Source organism: Amycolatopsis tolypomycina, assembly GCF_900105945.1.
Lineage (GTDB): Bacteria > Actinomycetota > Actinomycetes > Mycobacteriales > Pseudonocardiaceae > Amycolatopsis > Amycolatopsis tolypomycina.
Genome location: NZ_FNSO01000004.1, coordinates 4,764,128 through 4,789,124, shown reverse-complemented (window position 1 = coordinate 4,789,124; position 24,997 = coordinate 4,764,128). Strand labels below are relative to the sequence as shown.

Sequence of the window (24,997 nt, the reverse complement as noted above, 5' to 3'; positions counted from 1 at the left end):
TGACCCTTCACCGGGTGGCCGAAGGCCGGTGGAGCTGTCGCCGATGCAGTGAACGACTCGTTCACTGCGCCAGACGTCATGAAAGACACTTTCATGACGTTCGAACCCGCTGCCACGCCCGGCTGAGCCCAGCAGCGCGGCTGCTCGGACAACTTTGCCGGAACCCTGCCCTCCCTGGGCAGGGTTCCGGCAAAGTCGTGTCGTTGCAGGCAGGCACGGCTCTCGGTGGTGATCATGTGGTTGTCGAAGCCCATGATCTGTGAGAGAGCCGTGCCTGCTGTTGCATCTTCTCCCATTCCTGCCGCGGTGGCTCAGCTGGCCACCGCCGCTGACCTTGACCAGGTCGCTGACCTGCGGGAATATCTCGTCCTGGTGCCTGATCCACGGAAGCGGCGCGGGATACGGCATTCACTGGAATCGATCCTGACGCTGGCCGCCGCCGCGGTCGCCGCGGGAGCCCAGTCGTTCACCGCAATCGGCGAGTGGGCCGCGGATGCACCACAGCGTGTGCTGGCCCGGCTGGGCACCCGGTTCGACCCCTGCCGTGACCGGCACGTCGCCCCGGGCGAGGCCACCGTGCGACGGGTGCTCTCCAGCATCGACGGCGACGACCTCGACACCGCGATCAGCGCCTGGATTACCGCGACCACCACCGCAGGCAGCCCATCGGAACGCACGCCAACAGCGATCGCGGTGGACGGCAAATCACTGCGCGGCACCTTCGCCCGCACCGGCGGAGCGGGGGTCCATCTGCTCTCCGCACTGACCCACCAGGACGCGATCGTGCTGGCCCAGCAGAACGTGGCCAGGGGAACAAGCGAGATCACCTGGATGCAGCCCCTGCTCGACGGCATCGACCTCACCGGCGTCGTGGTCACCGCCGACGCACTGCACACCACCCGCGGCCTGGCCCGCTACCTCACCCACCGCGACGCGCACTATGTGTTCACCGTCAAGGAAAACCAGCACCGCCTCCACGCCCGGCTGCAGGCGTTGCCCTGGCCCCAGGCCACCCGCCACACCAGCACCGGAATCGGGCACGGACGCCTCGAACAACGCACCACCGAAGTCCTGCCCGCCCCCGACGACCTCGACTTCCCGCACGCCGCACAGGTCTTCCAGACCACCCGCTACCGCACCGACCGCGTGAGCGGAAAACGGGAAAATCACACCGTTTACGGCATCACCCCCCTCACCCCCGACCAAGCCGGCCCCGCCACCATCGCCACTCTCCTGCGCGGGCACTGGAGCATCGAGAACCGGCTGCACTGGGTCCGCGACACCACCTACGGCGAAGACGCCTCCCGCGTCCGCACCGGCACCGCACCCCGCGCCATGGCCACCCTCCGCAACCTCGCCATCAGCGCCCACCGCGCAGCAGGCCGCACCAACATCGCAGCCGCCCTACGCCACACAGCCCGCCACGCCACCCGGCCCCTCACCCTCTACGGAATCCCCACATGACCAGCACAAACAACTTTGCCGGGCCCCTGGGGGGGCACCGTCGCGTTCACCGGCTCGATCGTGATCGGCAGGGAGAACGCGTTGCCGTAGCTGAGTGTCGAAGTTGAACTCGGCCAGGCTCGCGGGCTGTTCACCGGTGACGCAGTGGTCGGCGTACACGGCGCAGTCGCCGACGACGCAGTGGAAGTCCTGGCCCGAGACCGCGCCTGCCGGGCCGCCGAGCGCGGCCACGACCACGGCCGCGAGGACAGGATCTTCCTGAACTGGTTCATACCACTTGCTGCTGAGGCGGGCGCGGGGTCACGAGCGCACGAACGACCAGGTCACCGGGATGTTGCCCAGGTTGGTGTCGGCCAGCTGGGCGAACGCCGGCTGGCTGAGGTCGATGTGTGCGCTGTCGCAGCTCGGGCACTTGTCGACCACGGGCACGGTGAGGGTCCGGCCGTTGTGGGACACCCGGATCGACACGCCCCGGCACAGCGGGTCGTTGTCCGGACAAGATCGGTTGTCAACGTTGACAATGGGAGAAAAAGTGGCCAGTACGAAATCGGCCACAATTTCTGTGGGCGACTCCTGAAATCGTCGTGAGCACGGTGGGTTGGCGCAGGGGGCCGCGGCCGGGATGATGGGTGGGCCGGATGTGCCGATGATCCCGGGGGAGTGGCAGCCTGTGCGAGCGTGTGTTGTCGGCGCGGGACCAGGGGGAATCGTCACCGCCAAGGTGTTGCTGGAACACGGTTTCGACGTCACGGTCTTCGACAAGTACCAGCGGGTCGGCGGAATCTGGGCACCGGGTGGCTGCTACGACGGGCTGGCCAACCAGTCCGCACTTCGCATCTTCGAGTTCGCGGACCTGCCCAACCGCCTGCACTTCGCCGGCGCCGTGGACACCCAGCGCTATCTGGAGGACTACGCCGGGAAGTTCGGCGTGCTGGATCGCCTCCGGCCGGGCACCGAGGTGATCTCCGTCCGGCCGGTGGACGGGCCCGGCCGGGTGGGCGCCGCCGGCTGGTCGGTCGGCTCCCGGGCCGCCGGGGACGAGGCGGCGCAGGTTCGTCGCGAAACGTTCGACTACGTCGTGGTCGCCAGCGGGGCCCATCACCACGCCCGGCTGCCCGACCTGCCCGGACGTGCGTTGTTCGGCGGAACCGTGCTGCACTCCAACGAGGTGCGGGCCGGCACGTTCGCCGGCCGCCGGGTGGTTGTCGTGGGCGGCGGCAAGTCCGCGCTCGACCTGGTCACCCGCGCCGGGCGCGAGGCGGCCTCGGCCACGATCGTGCAGCGCAAGGTGAACTGGATGGTCCCCGAACGGCTCCTGCTCGGGCTGGTCGGTTACAAGTGGATCCTGTTCACCCGGTTCGGGGAGGCGCTGCTGCCCCGGTACCACGACCCGGCCTGCGTCCGCCCGATCGACCGCGTCAACGACCGGGTCAAGCGAGCCCTGTGGCGGCTCATCGCCCGCGACATGCTGATTTCCACAGGGCTGCACCGGCTGCCGAAGGAGCTCCGGCCCGCGCACCCACTTCCCTTCCACCTGGCACACGCCGGAGTGATGCCCCGCGGCTACGCACGGGCCGTCCGCCGCGGCGTGATCGCCGCCAAGGTCAGCGCGGTCGAGGCGTACACGGACAAGGGGCTGCGCCTGGCGACCGGCGAGGAAGTGCCGGCGGACGTCATCGTGTTCGCCACCGGCCACCACAAGATCTTCCCGTTCCTGGATCCGGAAGTGCAGGTGCACGATCCCGCCGGGCGGATACGCCTGTATCGGGGCATCGTCCCACCCGGCACCGACCGGCTGGGATTCGTCGGCTTCCGGCAGGTCTTCAACAACATCATGGGCATGGAACTCACCGCGCACTGGCTGGCCCGGCACTTCCGGTCGGCGTTGCGCACAGCGCCGAGTGAGCAGGAGATGCGGCAGGGCATCGACGCTCGCCTGGCCTGGCAGGAGCGGGTGCTTCCAGGCTCCGGTGGCTACGACTTCGGCCCGTACGACATCCACTGCGCGGACGAGCTCATGCACGACATGGGGCTACCGTCCCGCCGCGCCGGCAATCTGTTGGCCGAGTACCTGCTTCCCGGCGGACTCGCGCACCGCTACGCGGGCCTGACCGGCGCCGGCGGAACGCCCGAGGTGGGGCTCGCCACCGGGGGCGGCGTCTCGTGACCGCCATCTCGCTGCAGGTCGAATCGCGAAAGCATTTCATTCGAGAAACGGATTCAGGTTCGGGTAGCTCCCTGTAACGGGGGTTCGGGCAAATGCGACATCAGGGCACTAGGCACCACAGCTGGAGTCGCCATGTCACAGCACCCTGTCATCCTCTTCCTGCCGGGACTCGCCACCTCGGAGGAGAATTCCAGTGCCCGGATAGCCGAACTCCTGGCCTACAAGGCCAACCTCCGGAAGGGCACTTACACCATCGAGAAGATCGGCAGCCCGTCCACGGATCTCCTCGACGGACGCCGCATCGTCCGCACCGACACGGCCAATCCCATACCCGTTGTCGACATCCACACGGTCGAATACCGGACCAACCTCGATCCGATCGGCCCTGAAATCGGCGTCGCCCGCCGCGTTTGGCTGAACTTCACCTACGTGCTCCATGCGGGCTGGCCGGTCATCGGTGCCGTCAAGCGCAGGCGGAACGGTGTTACGGCGTGGAAGGCCGCCAAGACTTGGCGCGCCAAACTGCAGATCGCGCTGGGCGTTGTGGCCCTGACCTTCCTCATCGGCACGATGTTGTTCTCGATCTGGGCTCTGCTCCAAGCGGCCGACGTGGTGCCCGAGGTGATTCTGCCGACCTCGCTGAGCAGCGCGTGGAGACTCGGCATCGGCGGGGTCGCGTTGCTCGTCCTCGCCAGATTCAAGTCGATCGCGGAGCAGGCGGCGCCGTTCCTCCGGCAAATGGTCGAGTACACGCAGAACGAAATGCACGCCTCGAGCGCGACGCTGCCGCTGGCCGCCGCGGTGGACGCGGTGATCGAGGAGGATGCAAATCGCCGTATCCACCTGGTGGCGCACAGTTTCGGGTGCCTGGTGGCGTACGATTTCCTGTATCCGTGTCTCGATCTGGAACCGGACCTGGACCGACGGCACAAGAAATCGATCCGGTCGCTGGTCACGATGGGCTGCCCGCTCGACGTCGTCCGGCTCTACGAGCCTCGCTACCTGTTGAGAAAGCGCGGGGTGAGAGTGCCCACGCTGAAGTGGACCAACGTGTTCATCCCCGCCGACGTGTTCGGTTCGGATCTCCCGGGCGGCAACCAGGACGCCGACGTCGACCCGCTTCTCGACATCGACGTGACGTCCTGCAAGTTCACGGAGGAAGAACTCACCCTGTGGACCGCGCTGCGGTGGAAGGACTTCGCCAGTCACAACGACTACTGGGGTGACCTGAAACGGGACAACTGCCTCCACGTGGTCATGCAGCACACCTGGATGCCCGAGATCGAAGATCTTCCCCCGATGGCCGCGTAACGCACCTCCGTTCCGTCCCTGGGACGGGCTCAGCAGGTGATCGCCTGGGTCGGCGGAGTCGTGTTGTTGAGCCGCTTGACGTAGGCGCCGCCGCTGCGTCGCGCGCACGCGGCATCCTTCGTCGCGAATGGTCCACTGTAGACGGCGTAGATGTCGGCGCCGTTCAGTTGCTGCCGCAGGGAGCCGCAGCCGGTGGTTGGTGCGTGGAGGTAGGCCGCGCCAGGGTGGGCGGCGAGGAACCGCTGGACGTCGGCGCGGTAGCGGGCCGGGGTGACGGCCGAGCCGAAAATCACGATGAAGGACCCGTCGCACGCGGGCGTGCTCATCGCGGTCGCCAGGCCGAGGTCGGCGCCGGCGGAGATGCTGGTGGCCACGGACGTCCGGACGGTCACCTGGGTGGTCGTGGCCGTCACCGGTGGTGTGGGCGACGGCGGTGGTGTCGACGACGTCGAGCGCGGTGTCGTGCCGGCCGTCGTCGTCCCGGCCTGCGACGAGGGCTTCAGGATCGTGAACCACGCGGCGACGGCCACGAGAGCGAGCAGCGCGACCGCCGCGACCAGCCACGGTGCCTTCGACGCCCGCCGCCCTCCTCCGGTCACGGGCGCGACCCGGGTGGCCTGGTGCGTCGGGGGAGCGGTGGCCTGGACCGGGATCGTGCCGCCGAGCGCGGCCCGGGCCGCGTCCGCCAGTTCCGTGACACTGCCGAACCGCGCCGCGGGGTCCTTCGCCATGCCCCGCGCGATGACGGCGTCGAACGCCGCGGGCAGGCCGGGCCGCAGGTCGCCCGGCCGGGGCGGCGGCTGGTGCAGGTGGGCGCCGATCAGCGACGCGGCCGTCGTCGCCGCGAACGGCTTGCTGCCGGTCAGGCACTGGTGCAGGACGCAGGCCAGCGAATAGACGTCGACGCGGTGGTCGGTGGGCGCGTCCGTGAAGCGCTCCGGCGCCATGTAGTCGAGCGTGCCGACGGCACCGCCGGTCGCGGTGAGTTCCGTGCCGGGCCCGGCCGCGCGGGCGATGCCGAAGTCCACGAGGTAGGCGAACCCGGTCGCGCCGACGAGCACGTTCGACGGCTTGACGTCCCGGTGCACCAGGCCTTCCGCGTGCGCGGCGGCGAGGGCCTGGGCGACCTGCGCGACGACGTCGACCGCCTCGGCGGGGGCCAGTGCGCCGCCCGCGGCCAGCCGGGTGCCGAGGTCGTCGCCCTCGACCAGGCGCATGTCGAGGTAGAGGCGGCCGTCGATCTCGCCGTAGGCGTGGATCGGGATCACGTGCGGCTCGCGCAGTCGCGCCACCGCGTGCGCCTCCCGCCGGAACCGCTCCTGGAACTCGCGGTCGGCGGCGAACTCCGGCGCGAGCAGCTTCAGCGCGACGACGCGGTCGTGGCGCGTGTCGTAGGCGCGCAGGACCTCGCCCATGCCACCGCGGGCGATCAGCGACTCGACGCGGTACGGCCCGAACTGCCAGCTCACGCGTTTCCCTCCACCAGGCACCCGGACACCGGGAAGTCGTGTGTCCCGAGTCCGGGCGTTACACCGGATCCGCGTGGGCAGGGTATCGCGAGGTAGTGCCGTTCGAGGACGGTTACGGCCGATGGCGGAAGCTGATGCGCATCAGCCGGCTGTCCGCCCAGTCTTCGAGCCGGGTCGGCCGGATGGTGCCGGGGTCGTGGGGCTGGTTGAGATCCGCCACGATCTCCGCCAGCACGGCCTGACGTTCGGCTGGGTCGGTGACGGGCGTGGCCCGCGCGGGCAGGTCCGCGCGGATCCCGTTCTTGAGGTGGAACGTGAAGCCGGGGTTGGCGAGAAGGTTCGCATGCCAGTCGGTGGCGGCACCGCCGGCGCCGCTGCACAGGTACGTGGCGCCCGCGGCTCGGTAGAAGAAGATCTCGATGCGGCGTGGTCGGCCGGTGCGGCGCCCCAGCGTGGTGATGTCGATGATCCGTTCCCGGGTGCCCGCGGCGGGGGTGATCTCGACGGCTTGCCGGATGTGGCCGGGCAGGTGGGACGAAGACGAGTCCGGAGTGCTCATGCGGCATCGGCCTGCAGGGCGGGGCCGAGCAGGAGCCCGCCGTCGATGACGTACTCCGACCCCGTGATGAACGACGCGTCCGATGACGTGAGGAACAGGAGAAGACGGCTGACGTCGGCCGGCTCCCCGAGCCGGGGGATGGCGAACGGCTCGGGTGAGTAGAACTCGGCGATCGCCGCGTCCGCGCCGGCTGCCGGCTCGTGGATGAAGGGGGTCGAGATCACGCCGGGGTGGATGGTGTTCACCCGGATGTGGTCGCGGCCGAGCTCGAGTGCCGCGGTTCGGGTGAGGCCGCGCACGGCCCACTTGCCGGCGACGTACGGCGCGTAGTGAGCCGTGCCGCCCAGGCCCATGGTCGAGGCGACGTTGACGATGGCTCCTCCTGCCGCGCGGCGCAGAGCGGGCGCCGCGGCCTTGATGCCGAGGAAGGTCCCGGTGAGGTTGATGTCGAGGATGCGCGACCACGTGGCCTGGTCCGTGTTTTCGATCGTCGCCGGCGGGTTCTGCACGCCCGCGTTGTTGACGAGCACGTTCAGGGCGCCGAAGGCGCTCTCGGCGGCCGGCACGGCGGCGGACCACGAGCGCTCGTCGGTGACGTCGAGGCGGACGAAGCGAGCGCGGGTCCCGAGCTCGTCGGCGAGAGCGGCGCCGCGTTCGGCGTCGATGTCGCCGATCACCACGTTCGCTCCCGCCGCGTGGAAGGCGCGCACGTGGCTCGAGCCCTGGCCGCCGGTCCCACCGGTCACGAGCACGGTCTGGTTGTCGAAACGGGGCATCGAATGGTCCTTCGGTACCTGGGGGGCCGATGGTGAGCCGGTCGACTCACCATTTCGACACTAGGTCGGTGGCAGTGGTGAGTCAAGCCACTCACCTCGTATGCTGGGTCCATGAGCCGGGCCGTGACGACGTATCACCAGCGCGTCGCCCAGGAGAAGCGCGCGCTGATCGTGACGGCCGCGACCGCACTGTTCCTCGAGTTGGGCTACGACCGGACATCGCTGGCGCGGATCGCGGAGCGCTCGGGCGTTTCGCGGGCCACCCTGTTCAAGCAGTTCCCGAGCAAGGCCGCGTTGTTCGACGCCATCGTGACCGAGTCCTGGTCGGCCGCCGGCGAGGAGGATCCCCCGCCGGCGGGCAACGTCGTCGACGGGCTCGGCATCATCGGCCGTCGGTACGCCGAGCTGTTGGGCCGCGCCCGGATGACCGACCTGTTCAGGATCGTGATCGCCGAACTGCCGCGGTTCCCCGAGCTGGCCCATGCGCAGTTCTCGCGCGGGAAGATGCCCTACTTCGAGTCCGTGCGCAGCTACCTCCTGGCTGAACAGGAGGCGGGAACGGTGCGGGTCGAGGACGTGGACCTCGTGGCCACCCAGTTCCTGGGCATGATCTCCAACCACGTCTTCTGGCCGAAACTCCTGGTGCCGGGCTGGGAGGTGAGCGCCGAACGCGTCGCTCAGGTGGTCGACGAGGCCGTCCGCACCATCGCCGCCCGGTACGCCGTGCCCGGATCAGGGGTGCCCGCCGACGACTGAACGCTCCGCTCTTGTCGAGTTCGGCGTTGACCACCGCCGCCAGGTGTTCCGCGAGCTCGGGGAATGGTCCAGAGTTCGCTGGTCTTGTCGATCTGCGCTACCGCGGACCGGTGACGCCCTCAGTCTGCCGGCGGCGGTACACGACGAGCAGCAGAACCAGGCCGATGACGCTCAGCGCGTGGGTCGAGATCCGGCCGGTGATCGACAGGCCACGGAGAAGGTCGCTCACCGAGGCGACGCCGAGCACGACCGTCAAGCCGCCGTACAACGGCAGCCAGGCGCTCGCCAGCCGGGGATACAGGGCTACGCACAACAACCCGGCGCCCAGCGCGAGGTTCCAGGAAACACCGGCCGGCTGGACGGGGTGCGTCATCCCGGGCATGGCCGTCATGCCGGCGTCGGTGGGCAGGAACAGCGCGCCGAACCCGAGCCCGGCCTGCACGAGGGCGATGAGCGCGAGGGCGTAGCGCACGGCTGCGGCCTGCCGGGTGTCCTTCGCGAGAAGTGTCGTCACACTGGGGACACGGCTCCCGGGCTGGATCGGTTGAAAAAATCTCGAACGCCGGCAGGAGCAGCCGATCGTTCGCAGGCTGCTCCTGCCGGGCCGGGACGTGCCGCTCAGGCGTCGCCGGGGTCGGAGCCGACTCCGGAGGTGCCGAAGTGCGCCGCTGCGGTGTGCAGGCCCGCGGTGCGGCGCAGGGTGAACCGGTCGATTTCGACGCCGTCGTTGCGGAGGGTGCGCACGGTCAGGGTGGTCTTCCGCCCGAACCAGGCCGGCTCGGCGTCGATCGCCAGGAACGAGTAGCCGGTGTAGCGGACGCGGGACCAGCCGACGGTCTCGGTCTCCTTCCCACCGCCCTGCACCCAGTGGTAGGAGGTGAATTCGCCGTCGAAGGTGTCGGGGACCGGGAAGCTGTAGACACTCCGGCCGCCACCGCCGCAGGTGGCGTAGACCGTGCCGTCGCGGTCCGGGTCGACCGTGTCGCCGATGGCGACCTTGCGGGTGATGCGGCCGCCGCGCAGGGCGTCGGTGCGCTCGTAGATGTGGTTGTGCCCGTTGACCACCAGGTCGACGTGGAACTGGTCGAACAGCGGCACCCACTCCTCGCGCACGCCGCCTTCGGACGCGTGCTGGTTGGTCGTCGAGTAGGCGCAGTGGTGGAAGAACACGACGATGAAGTCGACGTCCGGCTGCAGCCGCAGGTACCGCAGGCGCCGCTTGAGCCACGCCGTCTGCGAGCCGCGGGAGTACCCGAGGTTCGCGGGGATCTCGTGGGAGACGTCGTTGGCGTCGAGGGAGATCACGCCGACGTTGCCGTAGATGAACGAGTACACGCTCGGGCACTCGGCCGGGCCGCTGCCGGGGAAGTCCCAGCGCGCGGTCTGGCCGCCGTAGCCGTCGGGCGAGTACAGCGCCTCCATGTCGTGGTTGCCGGTGGTGACCATCCACGGCACCGAAGCCGCGACGCCTTCGATCTGGGTGTAGTAGGCGTCCCAGACCTTCGGGTCGAACAGGTCGTGGCCGCCGTCGGCGACGGTGCCCGGCGGGAGGCCGGCGCCGCTCGGGTCGGCGTAGGCGATGTCGCCCGCGAGCAGGTGGAAGCGCGGGTTCTGCTTCGCGACGGCGCCGTCCTGGGCCAGCGCGGTGGTGGAGACGCCCTGGTCGCCGAACGCGGTGAAGGTGAACTTCCCGGCCGGGAAGCCGCGGGCGGGCGCGGTGGTGAACGTCGAGATCGCCGCGGCACCGCCGTCGCCCTTGGCCGGGTCGAAGCCGTCGTGGCCGACGGCGTAGGTGTAGGTGCGGCCCGGCGTGAGGCAGTTCGCCTCGGCGTGCAGGTAGTACTGGTCGTACGGCGCGATCACGCCCGCGACTTCGGAGTGCAGTGCCCGGGTCTCGGCGGGGATGCGGTGTCCCCACTGGATGCCCCGCCGGTCGTGGTGCTCGGCGACCCGCAGGAACGGGTTCTTCACGCGGGTGGGGACCTGCCAGGCGACCCGGATGTCGGTGCGCGGGTTGCGGCCGAACGCGAGGTGACGGCCGGCGGGCGCCACCTTCGCGCCATCGGCGTAGGCGGTGCCGGGCAGCAGCAGCGGGCCGGCGGCGAGCAGGGCGCCGGTCGCCGCCGCGCCCTTGAGCAGCGATCGGCGGGACAGGTACTCGTGCTGCTCGGCCATGGTGAGGCGGGCAGCCAGTGCGTCGGGAACGCCGACTCTCGGGATTTCCATGTGCGGATGCTCGCCCACGCATGTGCCGGCTTCGCGACACTGAGGCGAACGGCAGCCGTCCAGCTCCTCCGGGAACCTTCAAGGCTTGGTCAACGGCACTTTACCGCTGCTCGGTGGTGGGGCTCGTTCAGCAGGCCGGCCACGGCGAGCAGGAGCGTGGCGGCATCGACGACTGCGCGGATCTTCACCGCGGAGGAAGGCGCGACCGAGCACATCGGACTCGACCACCTGTCCCACACGAGCACGTACATCGCCGAGTGGGTCGCCGACGTCCTCGGTCAGTAGCCGGTGTCGCGTCCACGCCGGGATTCACCGCCGATTCATGCAGTCCACCCAGGACTCGGTGGTGACGACGATATCGGTCGGCAGGGTCTCGGTCACGGTCCCGTCCGACACCCAGATGTGCGAGCGATACGTCGCCATCGGCACCGACGCGGGTCCCTGCACGCCGACGAACCCGTTGACGGTGATCGAGCCGTCAGGGTTGTGGAGGTTGGATCCCGGCGGGAGGTAGTGCTCGGTGGCGGTCCAGCCGGGAGGCAGGTCGCGCATCCCGAACGCGAGGTCGGTGGTCCACGTCCCGCTCACCACGAAGATGAAGTAAGAGCCGTGGGTACGCCCGTCGGGACCGTGCTGGACACACATCCGGCTGGTCCGGTCGAACTGCTCCAGCTGCCACGTCCGGGTCTGCGCCGAGGCAACGGATGTGCCGACCAAGGGCAAGAGGAGCACCGAGGCGAGGACGAGCATCGATCTGGCGATCCGAATCGTCACTCTCCCTGAATCCCTCCCGAAACCGGGGCGAATACGTATCGGTGCACGCTAGTGACGGGATCTCAGAGCTTTCTGAGAATCGTCGGTGCGGTGTACTTCGACGCGTCGAGAAGCTGCCGACCTGCCGGCCATCCGCCTAGCCGTCGCTCCTGGCGTGCTCCGGTGCCAGCATGTCGGGTTCGGGGGTGGACAGCGCCGTCCGGAGGAAGCGGCGCAGGACCGGTGAGTCCTCGTCGGGGCGCCAGCAGACGGCGGTTTCGACGACGGCCGTGTGCCGGCGCAGCGGGCGCGCGACCAAGCCCGGCCAGAGCATCGAGCTGTACTGCGCAGGCAGCAGGGTCACCCCGGCGCCGGCCTCCACGAGGGCGAGTGCGTGCATGACCGAGGTCGCATCGCGGCGGGCGTCCTCCGCACGTCCGGCGTCGGCCCAGGCGGCGCGCAGGTGGGCGGCGAGCCCCGCGCCGGCCTCGGCCGTGACCACCACCCGTTCGCCGCCCACCTCCGCCAGGTCGATGCGGTCCCGGCCGGCGGCGGGATGCGTCCGGGCGAGCACCGCGACGAGGGGCTCGCGGGCCACCACCGCGACTTCCAGTGCCCGGGCTCGGCTCGCGGCGTGCCGGGGCCGGCCGGGGCCGCCGGGTTCGAGGTGGAGCAGGCCCGCGTGCGCGTCGCGGCGGTGGACCCGCTCGACCACGTCGGCATCGGCGTCTTCGGTGAGGACGAGGTCGACGCCGGGTTCGAGCATGGTGCCGCCGATCAGGTGGGGCAGCAGCCGGGGCGAGACGGTGTGGCCGACGGCGACGGTCAGCCGTCCCCGGGTGCCGAGACCGATCGTGCGCACCAGCTCGGTCGTGGTGTTGAGCTCGGAAAACAGGCGGCGCGCGCGTTCCGCCAGCGCCCGGCCCGCGGCCGTCAGCTCGACGCCGCGGCCGTGGCGGATCAGCAGGGGGACGCCGAGTTCGCGTTCCAGCGTCTGGAGCCGCACGCTCAGCGGAGGCTGCGTCATGTGCAGCGCCGCGGCGGCGCGGCTGACCGAGCCTTCCTCGGCGACGGCCAGGAAGCACTCCAGCGCCCGCAAATCCATATTCAGAGGCTATATCAGCGACGGTGACTTCGTATTGGACGTATAGCCGGGGAGTTCGCATACTCGTTCCACCGGTCGAAGCGGACCCAGAGGTGAGGCAGCGTGAGCGACAACCCAGACAACCCCGGCCAGGTCACCACGGACGTCCTGGTCATCGGCAGCGGACCGGCGGGCGCCTCGGCCGCGCTGTTCCTCGCCACCTACGGCGTGGACCACCTGGTGATCACCAAGTACCGGTGGACGGCCAACACCCCGCGCGCGCACATCACCAACCAGCGCACGGTGGAGATCCTGCGCGACATGGGCATCGAAGAGGACGTCAAGGCGCAGGGCACGCCCGCCGGGCTGATGGGTGACACGGTCTTCTGCACCAGCCTCGCCGGCGACGAGATCGGCCGGGTCCGGACCTGGGGGACGCACCCGGCCCGCAAGGCCGACTACACGCTGGCCAGCCCGTCCGAGAACTGCGACCTCCCGCAGACCCTGCTCGAGCCGATCCTGATCGGGCACGCCGCGGAGCGCGGCAGCAAGATCAGGTTCGACACCGAGTACCTGTCGCTGGAGCAGGACGACGACGGCGTCACCGTCACCGTGCGGGACCGGCTGTCCGGCCAGACCTACCCGATCCGCGCGAAGTACGTCGTCGGCGCGGACGGCGGCCGCAGCCAGGTGGCCCGCGACATCGGGCTGCCCTTCGAAGGACAGATGGACCTGGCGGGGAGCATGAACATCGTCTTCCACGCCGACCTGACGAAGTACGTCGAGCACCGGCCGAGCGTCCTGTACTGGGTGCTGCAGCCGGGCTCGGACATCGGCGGCATCGGGATGGGCCTGGTGCGCATGGTCCGGCCGTGGGACGAGTGGCTGGTCGTCTGGGGTTACGACATCAACCAGCCGCCCCCGCAGGTCGACGACGCCATGGCCACCAAGATCGTGCACGATCTGGTCGGCGACGACACGATCCCGGTCACCATCCGCTCCACCTCGTTGTGGGGCAACAACAAGATGTACGCCACCCGGTACCGGACCGGGCGCGTGTTCTGCGCGGGCGACGCCGTGCACCGGCACCCGCCGTCGAACGGACTGGGCTCCAACACCTCCATCCAGGACTCCTACAACCTCGCCTGGAAGCTCGCCGCGGTGCTGTCCGGCCAGGCGGGGGAGGGGCTGCTCGACAGCTACGACGCCGAACGCGCCCCGGTCGGCAAGCAGATCGTGTTGCGGGCCAACAAGTCCATCGAGGAGTTCGGCCCGATCTTCGACGCACTCGGGTTCACCACGACCGGCGACCCGGCCGAGCAGATCGCGAACATGCGGGCCCGGACCGAGGACACCCCGGAGGCGGCCGCGCAGCGGGCCGCGCTGCGGGAGGCGTTGGAGCTGAAGGACTACGAGTTCAACGCCCACGGTGTCGAACTCGGCCAGCGGTACGTCTCCGGCGCGGTGGCCGGCGACGACACGCCCGAGCCGGAGTTCACCCGCGATCCCGAGCTGTACTACCACCCGACCACCTGGCCGGGGGCGCGCCTGCCGCACTGCTGGCTCGGCCACGGCGGACACCGCGTCAGCACCCACGACATCACCGGCAAGGGCCGGTTCGCCGTGCTCACCGGCATCTCCGGGCAGGCGTGGGCGCAGGCGGCCGCCGGCGCCGCCCGGTCGCTCGGCATCGAGATCGACGCGCACGTGATCGGCCCCGGCCGCGAGTACACCGACGTCTACGACGACTGGTCGCGGTTGCGCGAGGTCACCGAGTCCGGCTGCGTGCTCGTCCGGCCGGACGCCCACGTCGGCTGGCGGGCCCGCGAACTGCCCGCCGATCCGGAAAAAGAGCTCACCGAGGCACTCGCCCGCCTGCTCGACCGCGCCTGAGGAGACCGGAAATGTTCACCTACACGGCTCGGCCCGCCCACATCGTCTTCGGGCCCGGCACCCTCGAGCAGGTCCGTGAGGAGGTCGAACGGCTCGGCCGGTCCCGGGTGCTCGTCCTGGCGAGCCCGGACCTGGCGGAACCGGGCGACCGGGTCGAAAAGGCCCTCGGCCCGCTCGCCGTGGGCCGCTTCGACGGCGCCGCCATGCACACCCCGGTCGAGGTCACGGAGCAGGCCGTCGCGCTGCTCCGGGAGGCCGGAGCGGACTGCGTGGTGGCGGTCGGCGGCGGTTCGACGACCGGGCTGGCCAAGGCGCTCGCCGTGCGCACCGGCGTCGACCAGGTGATCCTGCCGACCACGTACGCCGGATCGGAGGTCACCCCGGTCCTGGGGGAGACGGTGGACGGGGTCAAGACGACGCGCTCGTCGCCGGACATCCTGCCGGAGACCGTGATCTACGACGTCGAGCTTTCCCGGGAACTTCCCGTCCCGATCGCGGTGACCAGTGGCGTGAACGCGCTCGCGCACGCGGTGGAGGCGCTCTACTCGCCCGACGCCAACCCCGTCATCGACGGGATGGCGCTCGACGCCATCAGGCGGCTGGCACGCGGCCTCCGCGGGCTCGCCGAAGACACCCTCGAAGCGCGGACCGAACTGCTGCAGGGCGCCTGGCTCGCCGGCACCTGCCTCGGCGCGGTCGGCATGGGCCTGCACCACAAGCTCTGTCACACCCTCGGCGGCAGCTTCGGCCTTCCGCACGCGCCGATGCACACGGTCGTGCTCCCGCACGTCATGGCCTACAACGCCGCCGCGGCACCCGACGCGATGCGCCGCATCGCCGACGCGCTCGGCGCGACCGACGCCCCGACGGCCGTGTACGACCTGGTCGTCGCGGCCGGCGGGCCGACGTCACTGCGGGAACTCGGCCTGGCCGAGTCCGACCTCGACCGCGCGGCCGGACTCGCGACCGCGGCCCCGTACCCGAATCCCGCCGAGCCGACCCGGGACGGCATCGCGCGGCTGCTGCGCCGGGCCTGGGCCGGGGAGCGTCCCGCGCCCACCGGCGTGTCGGTGCTGGACCGGCTCACCGCCCAGGTCGTGTCGACGTTCGCCGGCACCCCGGATCCGCGGCTGCGCGCGTTGCTGCAGGACCTGGTTCCGCGGTTGCACGCCTTCGCGATCGACAACGACCTGACCCAGGACGAATGGCAGCACGGCATCGATTTCCTGACCCGCACCGGCCAGATCTGCGACACGACACGGCAGGAGTTCGTGCTGCTGTCGGACACGCTCGGCCTGTCCAGCGTCGTCGATGTCCTGACCAATTCCCGCACCCCCGACACCACGCCGTCCGCGGTGCTCGGCCCTTTCTACGTCGACGGCCCGCCCGAAGTGGAGCAGGGCGCCGACATCGCCGCGGGGATGCCCGGCACCCCGCTGTGGGTGGACGTGCGGATCACCGACACGGACGACAAGCCCGTGGCGGCGGCGATCGTGGACGTCTGGCAGTCCAATGAGGACGGATTCTACGACGTGCAGCTGCCCGACCTCGACGGCCCGGTCCTCCGCGGACGGCTCCGCACCGACCGCGACGGCCGCCTGCGGTTCTGGTCCATCCTGCCCTCGGAGTACCCCATCCCGTCCGACGGCCCGGTCGGCGCGATGCTGGCCGCGACCGAGCGGCACCCCTACCGCGCGCCGCACCTGCATTTCATGATCGCGGCCGAGGGCCACCAGCACCTGATCACCCAGCTCTTCGTCGCGGGCGGCAAGTACCTCGACTCCGACGCGGTGTTCGGCGTCAAGGACGAGCTGATCGTGAACTTCGCCCCCCGAACCGGCCCGACACCCGACGGCCGAGCCATCGACGGCGAATGGCGCCGGCTCGATTTCACGTTCCAGATCGCCCGGCGGTGACCGGCGCCGGGGCAACGGGCTGCCGGGCCTCTGCCGGAAATGATCGCGACGTGTGTCGTGATCACTCGTTTGTCCGAATCGACCGGTTGTCCAGCAGGAGTGCGACAGCGTGCCCGAGCACTTCGGCGTCGCGAGGGCACGCTGATCCTGGCGACGGCGATCTGCCCGGACCTCCCGGCCGCGATGCGCTGATTCAGCGTGGCAGCTTGCGAACCTGGCGATCGACGGCCACGGACGCCGGGGCCACGCGCCGCACGGCGGCCGAAAGGGCCGGCCACTGCCCACACCGGCCGAGCACCAGGCGGCCGTTCCTGGCCTTGACACCGGCCGGCAGCACGGCATCCGGACGGACGGTGAGCACGACGGTCGGCGGTTCGGTCGCGCGCTGAGTCAGGCGTTCGATCTGGGGCCAGGGCAGTGCGTGCCGACGGCCGGGCCCGAGCAGTACGATCCCGGCCCGGGTGACTTCCACCGCGCTCCAGCCGCCAGACATCGTGCGCAGGCCGGCGATCGCCGCGACCGCGGCCGCGACGGCGACCACCGCGAAGAACAGCCCGAACACCACGCCGACCACGATTTCCCAGAGGTCTGGGCCGGCGTTGCGGAACGGGTCGGTGAAACTGATCCAGGAGAGCACCGCAGCCACCACGCTCGCGACGACGCGCAGAACGACTTTGGCCACGGCCGGAACACCGCCGGACCCGAGGGCGAAGGTCGAGCCGGGTTCCGGAGTGGCCGACGGGGTGGAGCGCGGTGGCAAGGCGGCGGTTCGCGGTCCGGGGGCCGGCTCGGAGGCCGCGGCCGGGCTTGGCGGGGGTTCGAGGCGCGGGGCCGGCGCGGCTTCGGGCTGGTTCGGGCGCGGTGTGGCTGTGCTTGGCGTAGGCTCGGGTTGCGGGGCCGGCGCGGCTTCGGGCTGGTTCGGGCGCGGTGCGGCTGTGCCTGGCGTCGGCTCGGGATGCGGGGCCGGCACGACCACGTCCGGCGTGCGTCCGGGCAGCGGCGCCGCAGCCAGGTGCGCCCCGGCGCCAACCGCCTTCAGTCGCGCCAAGGGGCCGCGGACCAGCGCCAGATCACTGGCCGAGTTCACCGCCCCCCGTTGGGGCCGGGGCAGCCCGAGCCCGGCCAGCGTCTCGTCCGTGTGCCGGTAGATCTCGTCCAGTGTCAACGGCTCCGGGCTCGCCAACGCGTCCAGCAACGCCCCCGTGAACGCCGTGTGGCGGGCGCCGATCGGGGCCTTCGCCGGCTCGTTGGCCGGGACCGATGTCAGCGTGTACGTGCCCGTCAACCGCAGCTGGCCCGCCACCAGGCCGGTGGGGGCGGCCATCGCCTCGATCGCCTGGCCGGAGAAACAGCTGTCCACCACCAGTACCCGTGCGCGGGCCCTTGCCCTCGCGAGCTCGCGCTTGACCAGGGTGATCGGCAGGGCCGTCCAGCCGGGGTGGTCCTCGCTCGTCGTGCGCAGGGCCAGGTGCAGCGTGCCGTCTTCGTCGAGGACGCCGTGGCCGGCGTAGTACACCAGCAGCAGGTCGCTTGCCTCCCTGCTGGCCTCGGCGAGGGCGCGGCCGACCTCGGCCGGGGTTGCGTTGTCGCCCAGGGTGCGGCAGCCGCTGCGGTTGAGGGTGCCCGTGGTGGGATCCGTGAGCGCCGCCCGCAGGTCGGACAGGTTGGTGCGGACCGCGGGCAGCGGGGGCAGCGCCGCGGACTCGTAGCGGCTGACGCCGATCAGCACCGCGCGCGAGGCGGCCGCGGCCGGGAACCGGGCGCGGCTCACCCCTGGCCGGACCGGCCCGGTCCGAGCAGCTCCTCGACGCTGCGCAGGACCGCCTCGGGATCGCGGGCCCGCTGGACGTCCACCTTGACCTCCCGCGTCTCGCCGGTGGTCGTCACCGTGACGCTCACGTCGGCCCGCGACTGGGTCAGCCACGTCGACACCGACCGGGCAAGCGAGCGGATCAGTACGGCCCCGGCACCACTGGAACCGAGGGCCACCGTGAGCACGTCCACGGCGCCGCCCATCTCGCCGGGCGCGATCGGCCGGTTCCGCAGCTCGACCAGGCCGCGCAGGTCGTCCTCGCGGCCCAGCCAGCGGTGCAGGGCACGCAGCCGCGGGATGGCGTCCTCGCCGGTGACGCGCAGGCGCAGCTCGGTGTCGTCGGGCATGCCGCAATCGTGCCAGGTTCGCCCGTGCCGCGGGCGCGGTTCGCCGAACTCCCGGTCAGGCGCCGAGGAGCGCGCGCAGGCCGGGCTGGAGCCGGTCGCCGTGGGCGCGGACCAGGTCGTCGCACAGCTCGAAGATCCGCTCGACCGGCAGCGTCGCCGCCGTGGCGGGGTCGGTCAGCGCCGCGTGCCGGATGTGGTGCGGGTCGTCCTCGACGGCCGCGCGCACCACCAGGTCGTCGACGCTCAGGTACGTCCGGTTCAGCGCGGCGAGCTGCGGCGGCAGCGCGCCGATCCGGGTCGGCCGGACGCCGGTGCCGTCGACCAGGCATGGCACCTCGACCACGCCGCCGGAGGGCAGGTTCTCGATCAGGCCCCGGTTGACGACGTTGCCGTAGACCGTCCGCGGGGTGCCCGTCAGGACACTGTGGACGATCTGCGGCGCGTACTCGCCGGTGCCTTCGACGGGCAGCGGCTCGTCGGCCGCGATCGCGCGCCGGGTCCGTTCGTACTCGGCCTCGTTCTCCGCGACGATCTCGAGGTAGGCGCCGATCGGCAGGCGCAGGCGGTCGACCTCGCTGTCGTGCCCGAGGTACCAGGGCACGTACTCGGCGGAGTGCTCGCTGGTCTCGGTCGGGTAGTAGCCGAGCCGCCGCAGCATGTCGAACCGGACGCGCCGCCGCAGCTGCCCGTCGGACTCCGCCAGCTCCCGCAGCCGCGGGTACAGATCCTCGCCCGCGTGCTCGAACCGCAGCACCCACGCCTGGTGGTTGACGCCGGCCGCGACGTAGGTGACCTCCTCGAACGGCACCCCGACGAGCGCGGCGAGCCCGTGCACCGTCCAGTACACCGAGTGGCACAGCCCGACGACCCGGGTCAGCCCGGTGGCCTCGGCCAGGTACTGGACGTTCATCGCCATCGGGTTCGTGTAGTTCAGCAGCCACGCCTCCGGGCAGACGTCGGCGATGTCCGCCCCGAGCGCCTTCAGGAACGGGAACGTCCGCAGCGCGCGGAAGATCCCGCCGATGCCGAGGGTGTCGCCGATCGTCTGGCGCAGGCCGTAGCGCGCCGGGACCTCGAAGTCGGTGCGCGTCGCCGCGGCCATCCCGATCTGGACCATGTTGACGACGAAGTCCGCGCCCGACAACGCTTCCCGCCGCGAGGCGTGCGCGGTGAGCACCGGCTTGACGCCGCGCACGGCCGCGATCCGCCGGGCCGCGGCCAGCGCCGTGGCCAGCCGGTCCGGGTCGATGTCGTGCAGGGCGACGTGCACGCCGTCCAGCTCCGGGTAGGCGAACAGGTCGGCGAGCAGGCCCTGGGTGAACACGACGCTGCCCGCGCCGACGAAAGTGATCTTGGCAGTCATGGAGATCCGATCCGGTGAACGCGGGTCAGCCCTTGAGCCCGCTGGAGGTGACCGACTGGACGAACGTCTTCTGCGCGCCGAGGAAGGCCAGCAGCACAGGCAGCACGGTGATGACGTTGCCCGCCATCACCGCGGCCCAGTTCGTGTGGTGCTGGCCCTGGAACGTGGTGAGCCCCAGCTGCAGCGTGTACGTCGTGTCGTGGTTGACGGCGATGAGCGGCCAGGTCAGGTCGTTCCAGGTGCTCAGGAACGTCAGCACGGCGACCGTGCTCAGCGCGGGCCGCGACAGCGGCACGACGATGGTGAACAGCACGCGCAGCCGCGAACAGCCGTCGATCCACGCCGCCTCTTCGAGCTCCCGGGGCAGGGACAGGAAGAACTGGCGGAGCAGGAACACCGCGAACGGCGTCACCAGCGACGGCACGACGAGCGCGCCGAGGGTGTCGATCAGGCCGAGCTTCTTCATCACCAGGAACGTCGGGATCATGGTGAGCTGGAACGGGATCGCCATCGTCGCGACCATCAGCGCGAGCAATGCCCGTGAGCCGGTGAACCGCATCCGTGCGAACGCGTACCCGCCCAGCGTGCCGAACAGCAGGTTCGACACGACGGTCACCGCCGACACGATCAGCGAGTTCGTGAACCAGCGGAGGAACAACGCGTTCTCGAGGACATAGCGGTACCCCGAAAAGTCCACATGGGACGGCCAGAGCGCGGGCGGGAACCGGTTGATCTCGGCGTTGCTCATCACCGAACTGAGCAGCAGCCAGACCAGCGGCGCCGCGAACACCAGCGCGAGCGGCACGAGCAGCAGGTGCCAGGCACTGAAGGGCAACCGGGGCCGGCGCAGCGCGGGCAGCGCGGCGCGCGGGGCGGCCGCTTCGAGCCGGGCGGTCATCGCAGCGCCTTCCCCGGCCGGCGCAGCACACGCAGGACGCCCACGACGACCAGCAGGGCCAGCGCGAGCACGTAGGCCGACGCCGCGCCGTAGCCGGCGGTGAAGTTCTTGAACGCCTGTTCCCACACGAAGTAGACGATGACCGTGGTCGAGCCGAGCGGTCCGCCCTTGGTCGTCACGTACACGAGATCGAACACCTGCAGCGACGTGATCAGCTGCCACAGCACGAGGAACGCCGTCACCGGCGTGACCGCGGGCAGCGTCACGTGCCGGAGCACGCGCCACGTCCCGGCGCCGTCCAGCCGCGCGGCCTCGACCAGCGACGGCGGCACGTCCTGCAGCGCGGCCAGAAACACCACGACGCAGAAGCCGGTACCGCTCCACAACGTGATGCCGACCAGCACCAGCAGCGCCTGCGCCGGGTCGGTCAGGAACCCCTGCGGCGACACGCCGAGGTGGTGCAGCAGCGAGTTGGCCGCGCCGAACTGCGGGTCGAGGATGAACGAGAACAGCACGCCCTGGGCCGTCGCCGAGAGCACGAACGGGACGAACACGAGCGTCCGGTAGACGCCGACCCAGCGGATGCGCCGGTTCAGCGCCTGGGCCAGCAGGAACCCGCCCAGGATGCTGAGCGGAACGTATAACACCGTGTACAGCACGGTGTTGCCGACGGCCTGGGCGAAGTGCGGGTCCTGGGCGAGCGCGGCGTAGTTGTCCAGGCCCACCCAACGGCTGGGTGTCACCAGGTCGTCGGCCTGGAAGGACAGCACGAGCGACCAGGCCACGGGCACCACGCCGAGGCCGAGGATGATGAGCACGGCGGGGGAGATGTAGGCCCACGCGGCCGCGGATTCGCGGCGCTGCCGTTGTACGGGGGTGACGGTGATGGGCCTCGGCAGTCCGGGCATGGCGGCTCCCTATCGCGGAATGATCAGGGCGGCGTTCGCGGCCGCGGCGCAGTCGCGCATGGCGTCGGCCGGGGTGGCCTGGCCGAGCAGCACGGCGACGATCGCGGTGCCGAGCGCCGCCGACACCTGGGGGTAGGCCGGGTGCACCGGCCGGACGCGGGCGTGGTCCAGCGCGTCGACGAACACCGGCAGGCCGGGGGTCTCGGCGGTTTTCTCCTGCCACGCGGGCAGTTGCCGCGTCCGGCGGCTCAGCGGGAGGCTGCCCGCGCCGTCGTCCCAGCGGACGTCCTGGGCCGGGTCCGCCAGCCAGGCCAGGAAGGTGCGGGCCGCCGCCACGCGTTCTTCGCCGTTGTCGAACAGCGTCCAGGTGTCCGGGCCGGAGATGGTGACCGGACGGCCGCTGAAGCTCGGCAGCGGCACGACCGCGTAGTCGATCCCGGCGTCGGCGATGTCGGGCAGCTGCCACGGGCCGGTCGGGACCATGCCGATGTGCCCGGCCTGGAACGCCTGGTACATCTGCTCGCTGCCGGTTTTCGGGTCGAGGTAGACGGCCTTCGCCGCGGCGAGGTCGCGGACGACTTCGAGGGCGCGGACGCCCTGGTCGGCGAACCCGATGCCGCGCCCGCCGGCCCCGACGACGTCGCCGCCGAGGTCCCACACCATCGGCCACAGCCGCCACACGGTGTCCTCGTCGCCGGTGGCGGGCCAGGCGGTGCCGAAGGTGCCGGCGCCCGGGTCGGTGAGTTTCTTCGCCGTGGCGACGAAGTCGGCCCACGTCCAGCCCGCGGTGGGCAGCGGGATCCCGGCGCCCGCGAAGAGTTCCTTGTTGCACACCACGGCGAGGGAGTCGAGCAGCGCCGGGACCGCGCGGACGCGGCCGTTGACGGTGACCGCCTCCCGGGCCGGTGCCCAGAAGCCGGGGCCCGCGTCGACGAGGTCGGTGACGTCGACGACGCTGGGGCTGCGCGCCACGCTGGCGAGGTCGGAGCCGAAGACGTAGGCGATGTCCGGGAACGACCCCGCCGCGAGTGCCGCGGTGATCTTCTGGAGCATCGCGTCGGCCAGGACGCCGCCGCCGAGGTCGATCCGGATCCCGGGGTGGGTGCGGTGGAAGTCCGCTACGAGCTCGTCCAGGACCTTCTTGCCGGTGTCGGTCTGGCCGTGCCAGACCTCGACCGTGACCGGGTCCCCGGTGGCGCGCGCCGGGCCGCAGCCGGCGAGCGCGGCACCGAGGGCCAGACCACCGGCGCCGCGCAGGAATCCGCGGCGGTCCATCAGCTTGTCTTGCCGGCGAACGAAAAAGACATCATCGGTACTCCGGATGATGGTGGGCACGACCCCGCCTCGGACCCGCGGGGTCCTGGCGACTCGGTCCGGGCTCGCGGTGGAACCGACATACCGGCTGGGCGTACCTCTGACGTCGGTGTGCCCGACGTGGACAGCAGTAAAGCGAGCGCGATCGACCGTGTCAACAGGTCTTGCGGACGTACCCGCTCGTGCCCTGGGGCACCACGTACAGGTCACGCCGGACCATGCTGATCTTGTTCCTCCACTCCGGGCAGCCCTTGCTCATGCCCGAGGCGGTGTACTCGACGTCGACCACGCGGTTGTTGAAGGGGCCGGCGTAGTCGGCGCATTCCTCGTACTCGCCGCATTCCTCGGTGACGGCGAAGTCGAGGCCGTTGGCGACCCGGTTGCCGGCCAGCTCCGGGGTGTTCTTCTGGGCGATGGCGAGGTTCTTGCTGTGCGCGTACGCGGACAGGAGCTTGATGTACTCCTGCGCGTGCGTGGTGGTGAGCAGGTTCTTCGACCGCGAATAGCTGTCGTAGTTGTCCGGCTCGATCGCCTGGTACCCCTTCGCCGCGCACGTGTCGATCCAGCTGCCGACCTTGGCCGCGACCCGGCTGCGCTTGTCGGCCGTGCGCAGGTCGAGCAGCGTCTCCTTCCAGTCGGGGTCGACGACCTTGGTGCCGTTCGCGTCGCGCAGCAGCAGGTCGCTCGGCCAGTCGCCGTCCGCGCCCTCCTGCGCCTGGAAAGCGTTGAGGTAGCAGATGTTGTACTTGCCGCTCGCCGGCGCCGCCGAGACGTCACGGCTGACGATCTGCACGCCTGAGGGCGGGGTGTAGGCACCGCCGATCTGGTAGTCGAACCCGGCGGCCTGCGGGGGAAGCGTGATCGCGGCCGACGCCGGTGCGGCGACCGCGGCGAGCATGCCCGCGGTCAGCGCACCCGCCGCCGTGAAAGAAGCGAATCGCCTGCCGTGAGATCGCTGCATCCGGAAACTCCGTCATCCTCGGGGGCTGTTGTCGGCGAAAGGTAGGCAGGACGGCCACCGCGGTCAACGAAACGCGCATTCGCGTTGCGCGTTTCAGCGGTCCTTGCCGGAGCCGACCGCGACCACGGTGACCCGGACCCCGGCCCGGCGGATCGCCGCGACCGCGCCGGGCTCGGCGGAGGAGTCGGTGATCACCTCGTGCACGTCCTGCAGGTCGCCCATGCGCGCGAGGGTGGTCCGCCCGAGCTTGCTGCCGTCGGCCAGCACGACCACCCGCTGCGCGCGGCCGAGCATGGCGCGGTTGGTCCGCGCCTCGTTCTCGTCGTGCGTGGTGATCCCCGCCGTCACGTCGATGCCGTCCACGCCGACGAACGCCGTGCCGACGCTGATCGACGCCAGCACGTGCTCGGCCCATGGCCCGACCAGCTCGTAGGACTGGGGCCGGGCCACGCCGCCGACGACGACCAGCTTCAGCCGGGGGTGCAGGGCCAGGTCCATCGCGATGTTCAACGCGTTCGTGACCACCGTCAGGTCGGCCCGGCCCGGCAGTTCCCTGGCGAGTTCGCTCGTGGTCGAGCCGCCGGTCAGGGCGATCACGTGCGGCCCGATCGGCAAGGTGCGGATCGCCGCCTGCACGATGGCGCGTTTCGCGTCCCGCGACCGGCTTTCCCGGTAGGGCGGCGGCACCTCGTTCGTGCGCCCGCGGGGCCGCGCGCCGCCGTGGGTGCGGGTCAGCAGCCGCTGTTCCTCCAGTTTGGCCAGATCGCGCCGCAGCGTGGCGGAGGAGACGCCGAGCCGGGCGCTGAGCTCACCCACGTGCAGCTCGCCGGTGTCCGCGAGCACCCGCAACAGCTCCGAGAGCCGTTCGGCCCGGGTGGTGCGCCGTTTCCGCGGGGGCATGGGCCGAGCTTACGACAGCGGGCGAAACGCTCACTCCGAATGCGCATTTGGCCACCCGGCCTTGCCCGCTCGTACGGGCGCGGGTGAGTCTCCGGGAGTACGTCCCGGACATCGGAGGC

General features: G+C 70.9%; 23 protein-coding genes. 7 read left to right on the top strand and 16 right to left on the bottom strand.

The window, feature by feature from the left end; all coding sequences use genetic code 11:
- Window positions 1-234 precede the first annotated feature (234 nt).
- Window positions 235-1,464, top strand: a complete 1,230-nt coding sequence (locus tag BLW76_RS31545; protein WP_425266032.1) for an ISAs1 family transposase — start codon at window positions 235-237, stop codon at window positions 1,462-1,464.
- Between the two features lie 300 nt (window positions 1,465-1,764).
- On the opposite strand, the gene BLW76_RS31535 is transcribed toward BLW76_RS31545, so the two are convergent.
- Window positions 1,765-2,019 carry an RlpA-like double-psi beta-barrel domain-containing protein gene (locus tag BLW76_RS31535; RefSeq protein WP_279627713.1) on the bottom strand — a complete coding sequence of 85 codons (255 nt, stop codon included), beginning with the start codon at window positions 2,017-2,019 and terminating at the stop codon, window positions 1,765-1,767.
- A 67-nt stretch (window positions 2,020-2,086) separates the two neighbouring features.
- On the opposite strand from BLW76_RS31535, the gene BLW76_RS31530 reads away from it, so the two are divergent.
- Together BLW76_RS31530 and BLW76_RS31525 are read left to right on the top strand one after the other, a co-directional pair.
- Complete coding sequence (locus tag BLW76_RS31530; RefSeq protein WP_091314264.1) at window positions 2,087-3,631, top strand: FAD-dependent oxidoreductase; 1,545 nt, start codon at window positions 2,087-2,089, stop codon at window positions 3,629-3,631.
- Between the two features lie 132 nt (window positions 3,632-3,763).
- Window positions 3,764-4,942 (top strand): lipase family protein, encoded by a 1,179-nt coding sequence (locus tag BLW76_RS31525; protein ID WP_091314262.1) that lies wholly within the window; start codon window positions 3,764-3,766, stop codon window positions 4,940-4,942.
- Window positions 4,943-4,971: 29 nt separating this feature from the next.
- Here the strand turns inward: BLW76_RS31525 and BLW76_RS31520 are convergent, their stop codons facing one another.
- The 3 genes from BLW76_RS31520 to BLW76_RS31510 form a co-directional block, all read right to left on the bottom strand.
- Window positions 4,972-6,411: a serine/threonine-protein kinase gene (locus tag BLW76_RS31520; RefSeq protein ID WP_091314260.1), complete on the bottom strand. Its 1,440-nt coding sequence runs from the start codon at window positions 6,409-6,411 to the stop codon at window positions 4,972-4,974.
- Between the two features lie 112 nt (window positions 6,412-6,523).
- Window positions 6,524-6,970, bottom strand: coding sequence for a nitroreductase/quinone reductase family protein (locus tag BLW76_RS31515; protein ID WP_091314257.1), 447 nt, complete (start codon window positions 6,968-6,970; stop codon window positions 6,524-6,526).
- Window positions 6,967-7,746, bottom strand: a complete 780-nt coding sequence (locus BLW76_RS31510) for a glucose 1-dehydrogenase (RefSeq protein WP_091314256.1) — start codon at window positions 7,744-7,746, stop codon at window positions 6,967-6,969. Before BLW76_RS31510 ends, BLW76_RS31515 begins: the two co-directional genes overlap by 4 nt.
- A gap of 111 nt (window positions 7,747-7,857) precedes the next feature.
- Between BLW76_RS31510 and BLW76_RS31505 the strand changes: the two genes are divergently transcribed.
- Entirely contained in the window at window positions 7,858-8,502 is a 645-nt protein-coding gene (locus BLW76_RS31505) for a TetR/AcrR family transcriptional regulator (RefSeq protein WP_091314253.1), read from the top strand.
- A gap of 97 nt (window positions 8,503-8,599) precedes the next feature.
- Here BLW76_RS31505 and BLW76_RS31500 read toward each other — a convergent pair whose 3' ends face one another.
- Both BLW76_RS31500 and BLW76_RS31495 read right to left on the bottom strand, forming a co-directional pair.
- Window positions 8,600-9,016, bottom strand: a complete 417-nt coding sequence (locus BLW76_RS31500; RefSeq protein ID WP_091314252.1) for a hypothetical protein — start codon at window positions 9,014-9,016, stop codon at window positions 8,600-8,602.
- Window positions 9,017-9,120: 104 nt separating this feature from the next.
- A complete protein-coding gene (locus BLW76_RS31495; protein WP_091314249.1) occupies window positions 9,121-10,728 on the bottom strand; it encodes a purple acid phosphatase family protein in 1,608 nt (535 codons plus the stop codon).
- Window positions 10,729-10,884: 156 nt separating this feature from the next.
- On the opposite strand from BLW76_RS31495, the gene BLW76_RS50535 reads away from it, so the two are divergent.
- Window positions 10,885-11,013 (top strand): hypothetical protein, encoded by a 129-nt coding sequence (locus BLW76_RS50535; RefSeq protein WP_279627711.1) that lies wholly within the window; start codon window positions 10,885-10,887, stop codon window positions 11,011-11,013.
- 24 nt (window positions 11,014-11,037) lie between these two features.
- Here BLW76_RS50535 and BLW76_RS31490 read toward each other — a convergent pair whose 3' ends face one another.
- Entirely contained in the window at window positions 11,038-11,478 is a 441-nt protein-coding gene (locus tag BLW76_RS31490) for a DUF5980 family protein (RefSeq protein ID WP_143060717.1), read from the bottom strand.
- Window positions 11,479-11,638: 160 nt separating this feature from the next.
- Entirely contained in the window at window positions 11,639-12,586 is a 948-nt protein-coding gene (locus BLW76_RS31485) for a LysR family transcriptional regulator (RefSeq protein WP_091314245.1), read from the bottom strand.
- Between the two features lie 102 nt (window positions 12,587-12,688).
- Between BLW76_RS31485 and BLW76_RS31480 the strand changes: the two genes are divergently transcribed.
- Both BLW76_RS31480 and BLW76_RS31475 read left to right on the top strand, forming a co-directional pair.
- Window positions 12,689-14,458: an FAD-dependent oxidoreductase gene (locus BLW76_RS31480; RefSeq protein WP_091314243.1), complete on the top strand. Its 1,770-nt coding sequence runs from the start codon at window positions 12,689-12,691 to the stop codon at window positions 14,456-14,458.
- An 11-nt stretch (window positions 14,459-14,469) separates the two neighbouring features.
- Window positions 14,470-16,374 carry a maleylacetate reductase and hydroxyquinol 1,2-dioxygenase domain-containing protein gene (locus BLW76_RS31475; protein ID WP_091314241.1) on the top strand — a complete coding sequence of 635 codons (1,905 nt, stop codon included), beginning with the start codon at window positions 14,470-14,472 and terminating at the stop codon, window positions 16,372-16,374.
- Between the two features lie 193 nt (window positions 16,375-16,567).
- Here the strand turns inward: BLW76_RS31475 and BLW76_RS31470 are convergent, their stop codons facing one another.
- From BLW76_RS31470 to BLW76_RS31440, 8 genes are all read right to left on the bottom strand, one after another.
- Window positions 16,568-18,145, bottom strand: a complete 1,578-nt coding sequence (locus tag BLW76_RS31470; RefSeq protein ID WP_167384793.1) for a caspase, EACC1-associated type — start codon at window positions 18,143-18,145, stop codon at window positions 16,568-16,570.
- Window positions 18,142-18,534, bottom strand: coding sequence for an effector-associated constant component EACC1 (locus BLW76_RS48840; protein WP_167384792.1), 393 nt, complete (start codon window positions 18,532-18,534; stop codon window positions 18,142-18,144). The genes BLW76_RS31470 and BLW76_RS48840 overlap by 4 nt, the downstream gene beginning before the upstream one ends.
- 55 nt (window positions 18,535-18,589) lie before the next feature.
- Window positions 18,590-19,897, bottom strand: a complete 1,308-nt coding sequence (gene melA / locus BLW76_RS31465) for an alpha-glucosidase/alpha-galactosidase (protein ID WP_091314236.1) — start codon at window positions 19,895-19,897, stop codon at window positions 18,590-18,592.
- A gap of 25 nt (window positions 19,898-19,922) precedes the next feature.
- Window positions 19,923-20,795 (bottom strand): carbohydrate ABC transporter permease, encoded by an 873-nt coding sequence (locus BLW76_RS31460; RefSeq protein ID WP_091314234.1) that lies wholly within the window; start codon window positions 20,793-20,795, stop codon window positions 19,923-19,925.
- Window positions 20,792-21,703, bottom strand: coding sequence for a carbohydrate ABC transporter permease (locus tag BLW76_RS31455; RefSeq protein ID WP_167384791.1), 912 nt, complete (start codon window positions 21,701-21,703; stop codon window positions 20,792-20,794). The genes BLW76_RS31460 and BLW76_RS31455 overlap by 4 nt, the downstream gene beginning before the upstream one ends.
- 9 nt (window positions 21,704-21,712) lie before the next feature.
- The gene (locus BLW76_RS31450; RefSeq protein WP_167384790.1) at window positions 21,713-22,978 is read right to left on the bottom strand and encodes an ABC transporter substrate-binding protein; all 1,266 of its coding nucleotides are present in this window, start codon (window positions 22,976-22,978) and stop codon (window positions 21,713-21,715) included.
- Window positions 22,979-23,171: 193 nt separating this feature from the next.
- Window positions 23,172-23,978 carry an endo alpha-1,4 polygalactosaminidase gene (locus tag BLW76_RS31445; RefSeq protein WP_091314229.1) on the bottom strand — a complete coding sequence of 269 codons (807 nt, stop codon included), beginning with the start codon at window positions 23,976-23,978 and terminating at the stop codon, window positions 23,172-23,174.
- 93 nt (window positions 23,979-24,071) lie between these two features.
- The gene (locus tag BLW76_RS31440; protein WP_091314226.1) at window positions 24,072-24,878 is read right to left on the bottom strand and encodes a DeoR/GlpR family DNA-binding transcription regulator; all 807 of its coding nucleotides are present in this window, start codon (window positions 24,876-24,878) and stop codon (window positions 24,072-24,074) included.
- Window positions 24,879-24,997 lie beyond the last annotated feature (119 nt).

Coding starts and splice junctions, on each gene's coding strand:
- BLW76_RS31475 (WP_091314241.1), top strand. CDS start 14,470: ATGTTCACCTACACGGCTCGGCCCGCCCACATCGTCTTCGGGCCCGGC.
- BLW76_RS31440 (WP_091314226.1), bottom strand. CDS start 24,878: ATGCCCCCGCGGAAACGGCGCACCACCCGGGCCGAACGGCTCTCGGAG.
- BLW76_RS31505 (WP_091314253.1), top strand. CDS start 7,858: ATGAGCCGGGCCGTGACGACGTATCACCAGCGCGTCGCCCAGGAGAAG.
- BLW76_RS31510 (WP_091314256.1), bottom strand. CDS start 7,746: ATGCCCCGTTTCGACAACCAGACCGTGCTCGTGACCGGTGGGACCGGC.
- BLW76_RS31495 (WP_091314249.1), bottom strand. CDS start 10,728: ATGGAAATCCCGAGAGTCGGCGTTCCCGACGCACTGGCTGCCCGCCTC.
- BLW76_RS31460 (WP_091314234.1), bottom strand. CDS start 20,795: ATGACCGCCCGGCTCGAAGCGGCCGCCCCGCGCGCCGCGCTGCCCGCG.
- BLW76_RS31545 (WP_425266032.1), top strand. CDS start 235: ATGTGGTTGTCGAAGCCCATGATCTGTGAGAGAGCCGTGCCTGCTGTT.
- BLW76_RS31450 (WP_167384790.1), bottom strand. CDS start 22,978: ATGGACCGCCGCGGATTCCTGCGCGGCGCCGGTGGTCTGGCCCTCGGT.
- BLW76_RS31455 (WP_167384791.1), bottom strand. CDS start 21,703: ATGCCCGGACTGCCGAGGCCCATCACCGTCACCCCCGTACAACGGCAG.
- BLW76_RS31445 (WP_091314229.1), bottom strand. CDS start 23,978: ATGCAGCGATCTCACGGCAGGCGATTCGCTTCTTTCACGGCGGCGGGT.
- BLW76_RS31515 (WP_091314257.1), bottom strand. CDS start 6,970: ATGAGCACTCCGGACTCGTCTTCGTCCCACCTGCCCGGCCACATCCGG.
- melA (WP_091314236.1), bottom strand. CDS start 19,897: ATGACTGCCAAGATCACTTTCGTCGGCGCGGGCAGCGTCGTGTTCACC.
- BLW76_RS48840 (WP_167384792.1), bottom strand. CDS start 18,534: ATGCCCGACGACACCGAGCTGCGCCTGCGCGTCACCGGCGAGGACGCC.
- BLW76_RS31525 (WP_091314262.1), top strand. CDS start 3,764: ATGTCACAGCACCCTGTCATCCTCTTCCTGCCGGGACTCGCCACCTCG.
- BLW76_RS31530 (WP_091314264.1), top strand. CDS start 2,087: ATGATGGGTGGGCCGGATGTGCCGATGATCCCGGGGGAGTGGCAGCCT.
- BLW76_RS31485 (WP_091314245.1), bottom strand. CDS start 12,586: ATGGATTTGCGGGCGCTGGAGTGCTTCCTGGCCGTCGCCGAGGAAGGC.
- BLW76_RS31490 (WP_143060717.1), bottom strand. CDS start 11,478: ATGCTCGTCCTCGCCTCGGTGCTCCTCTTGCCCTTGGTCGGCACATCC.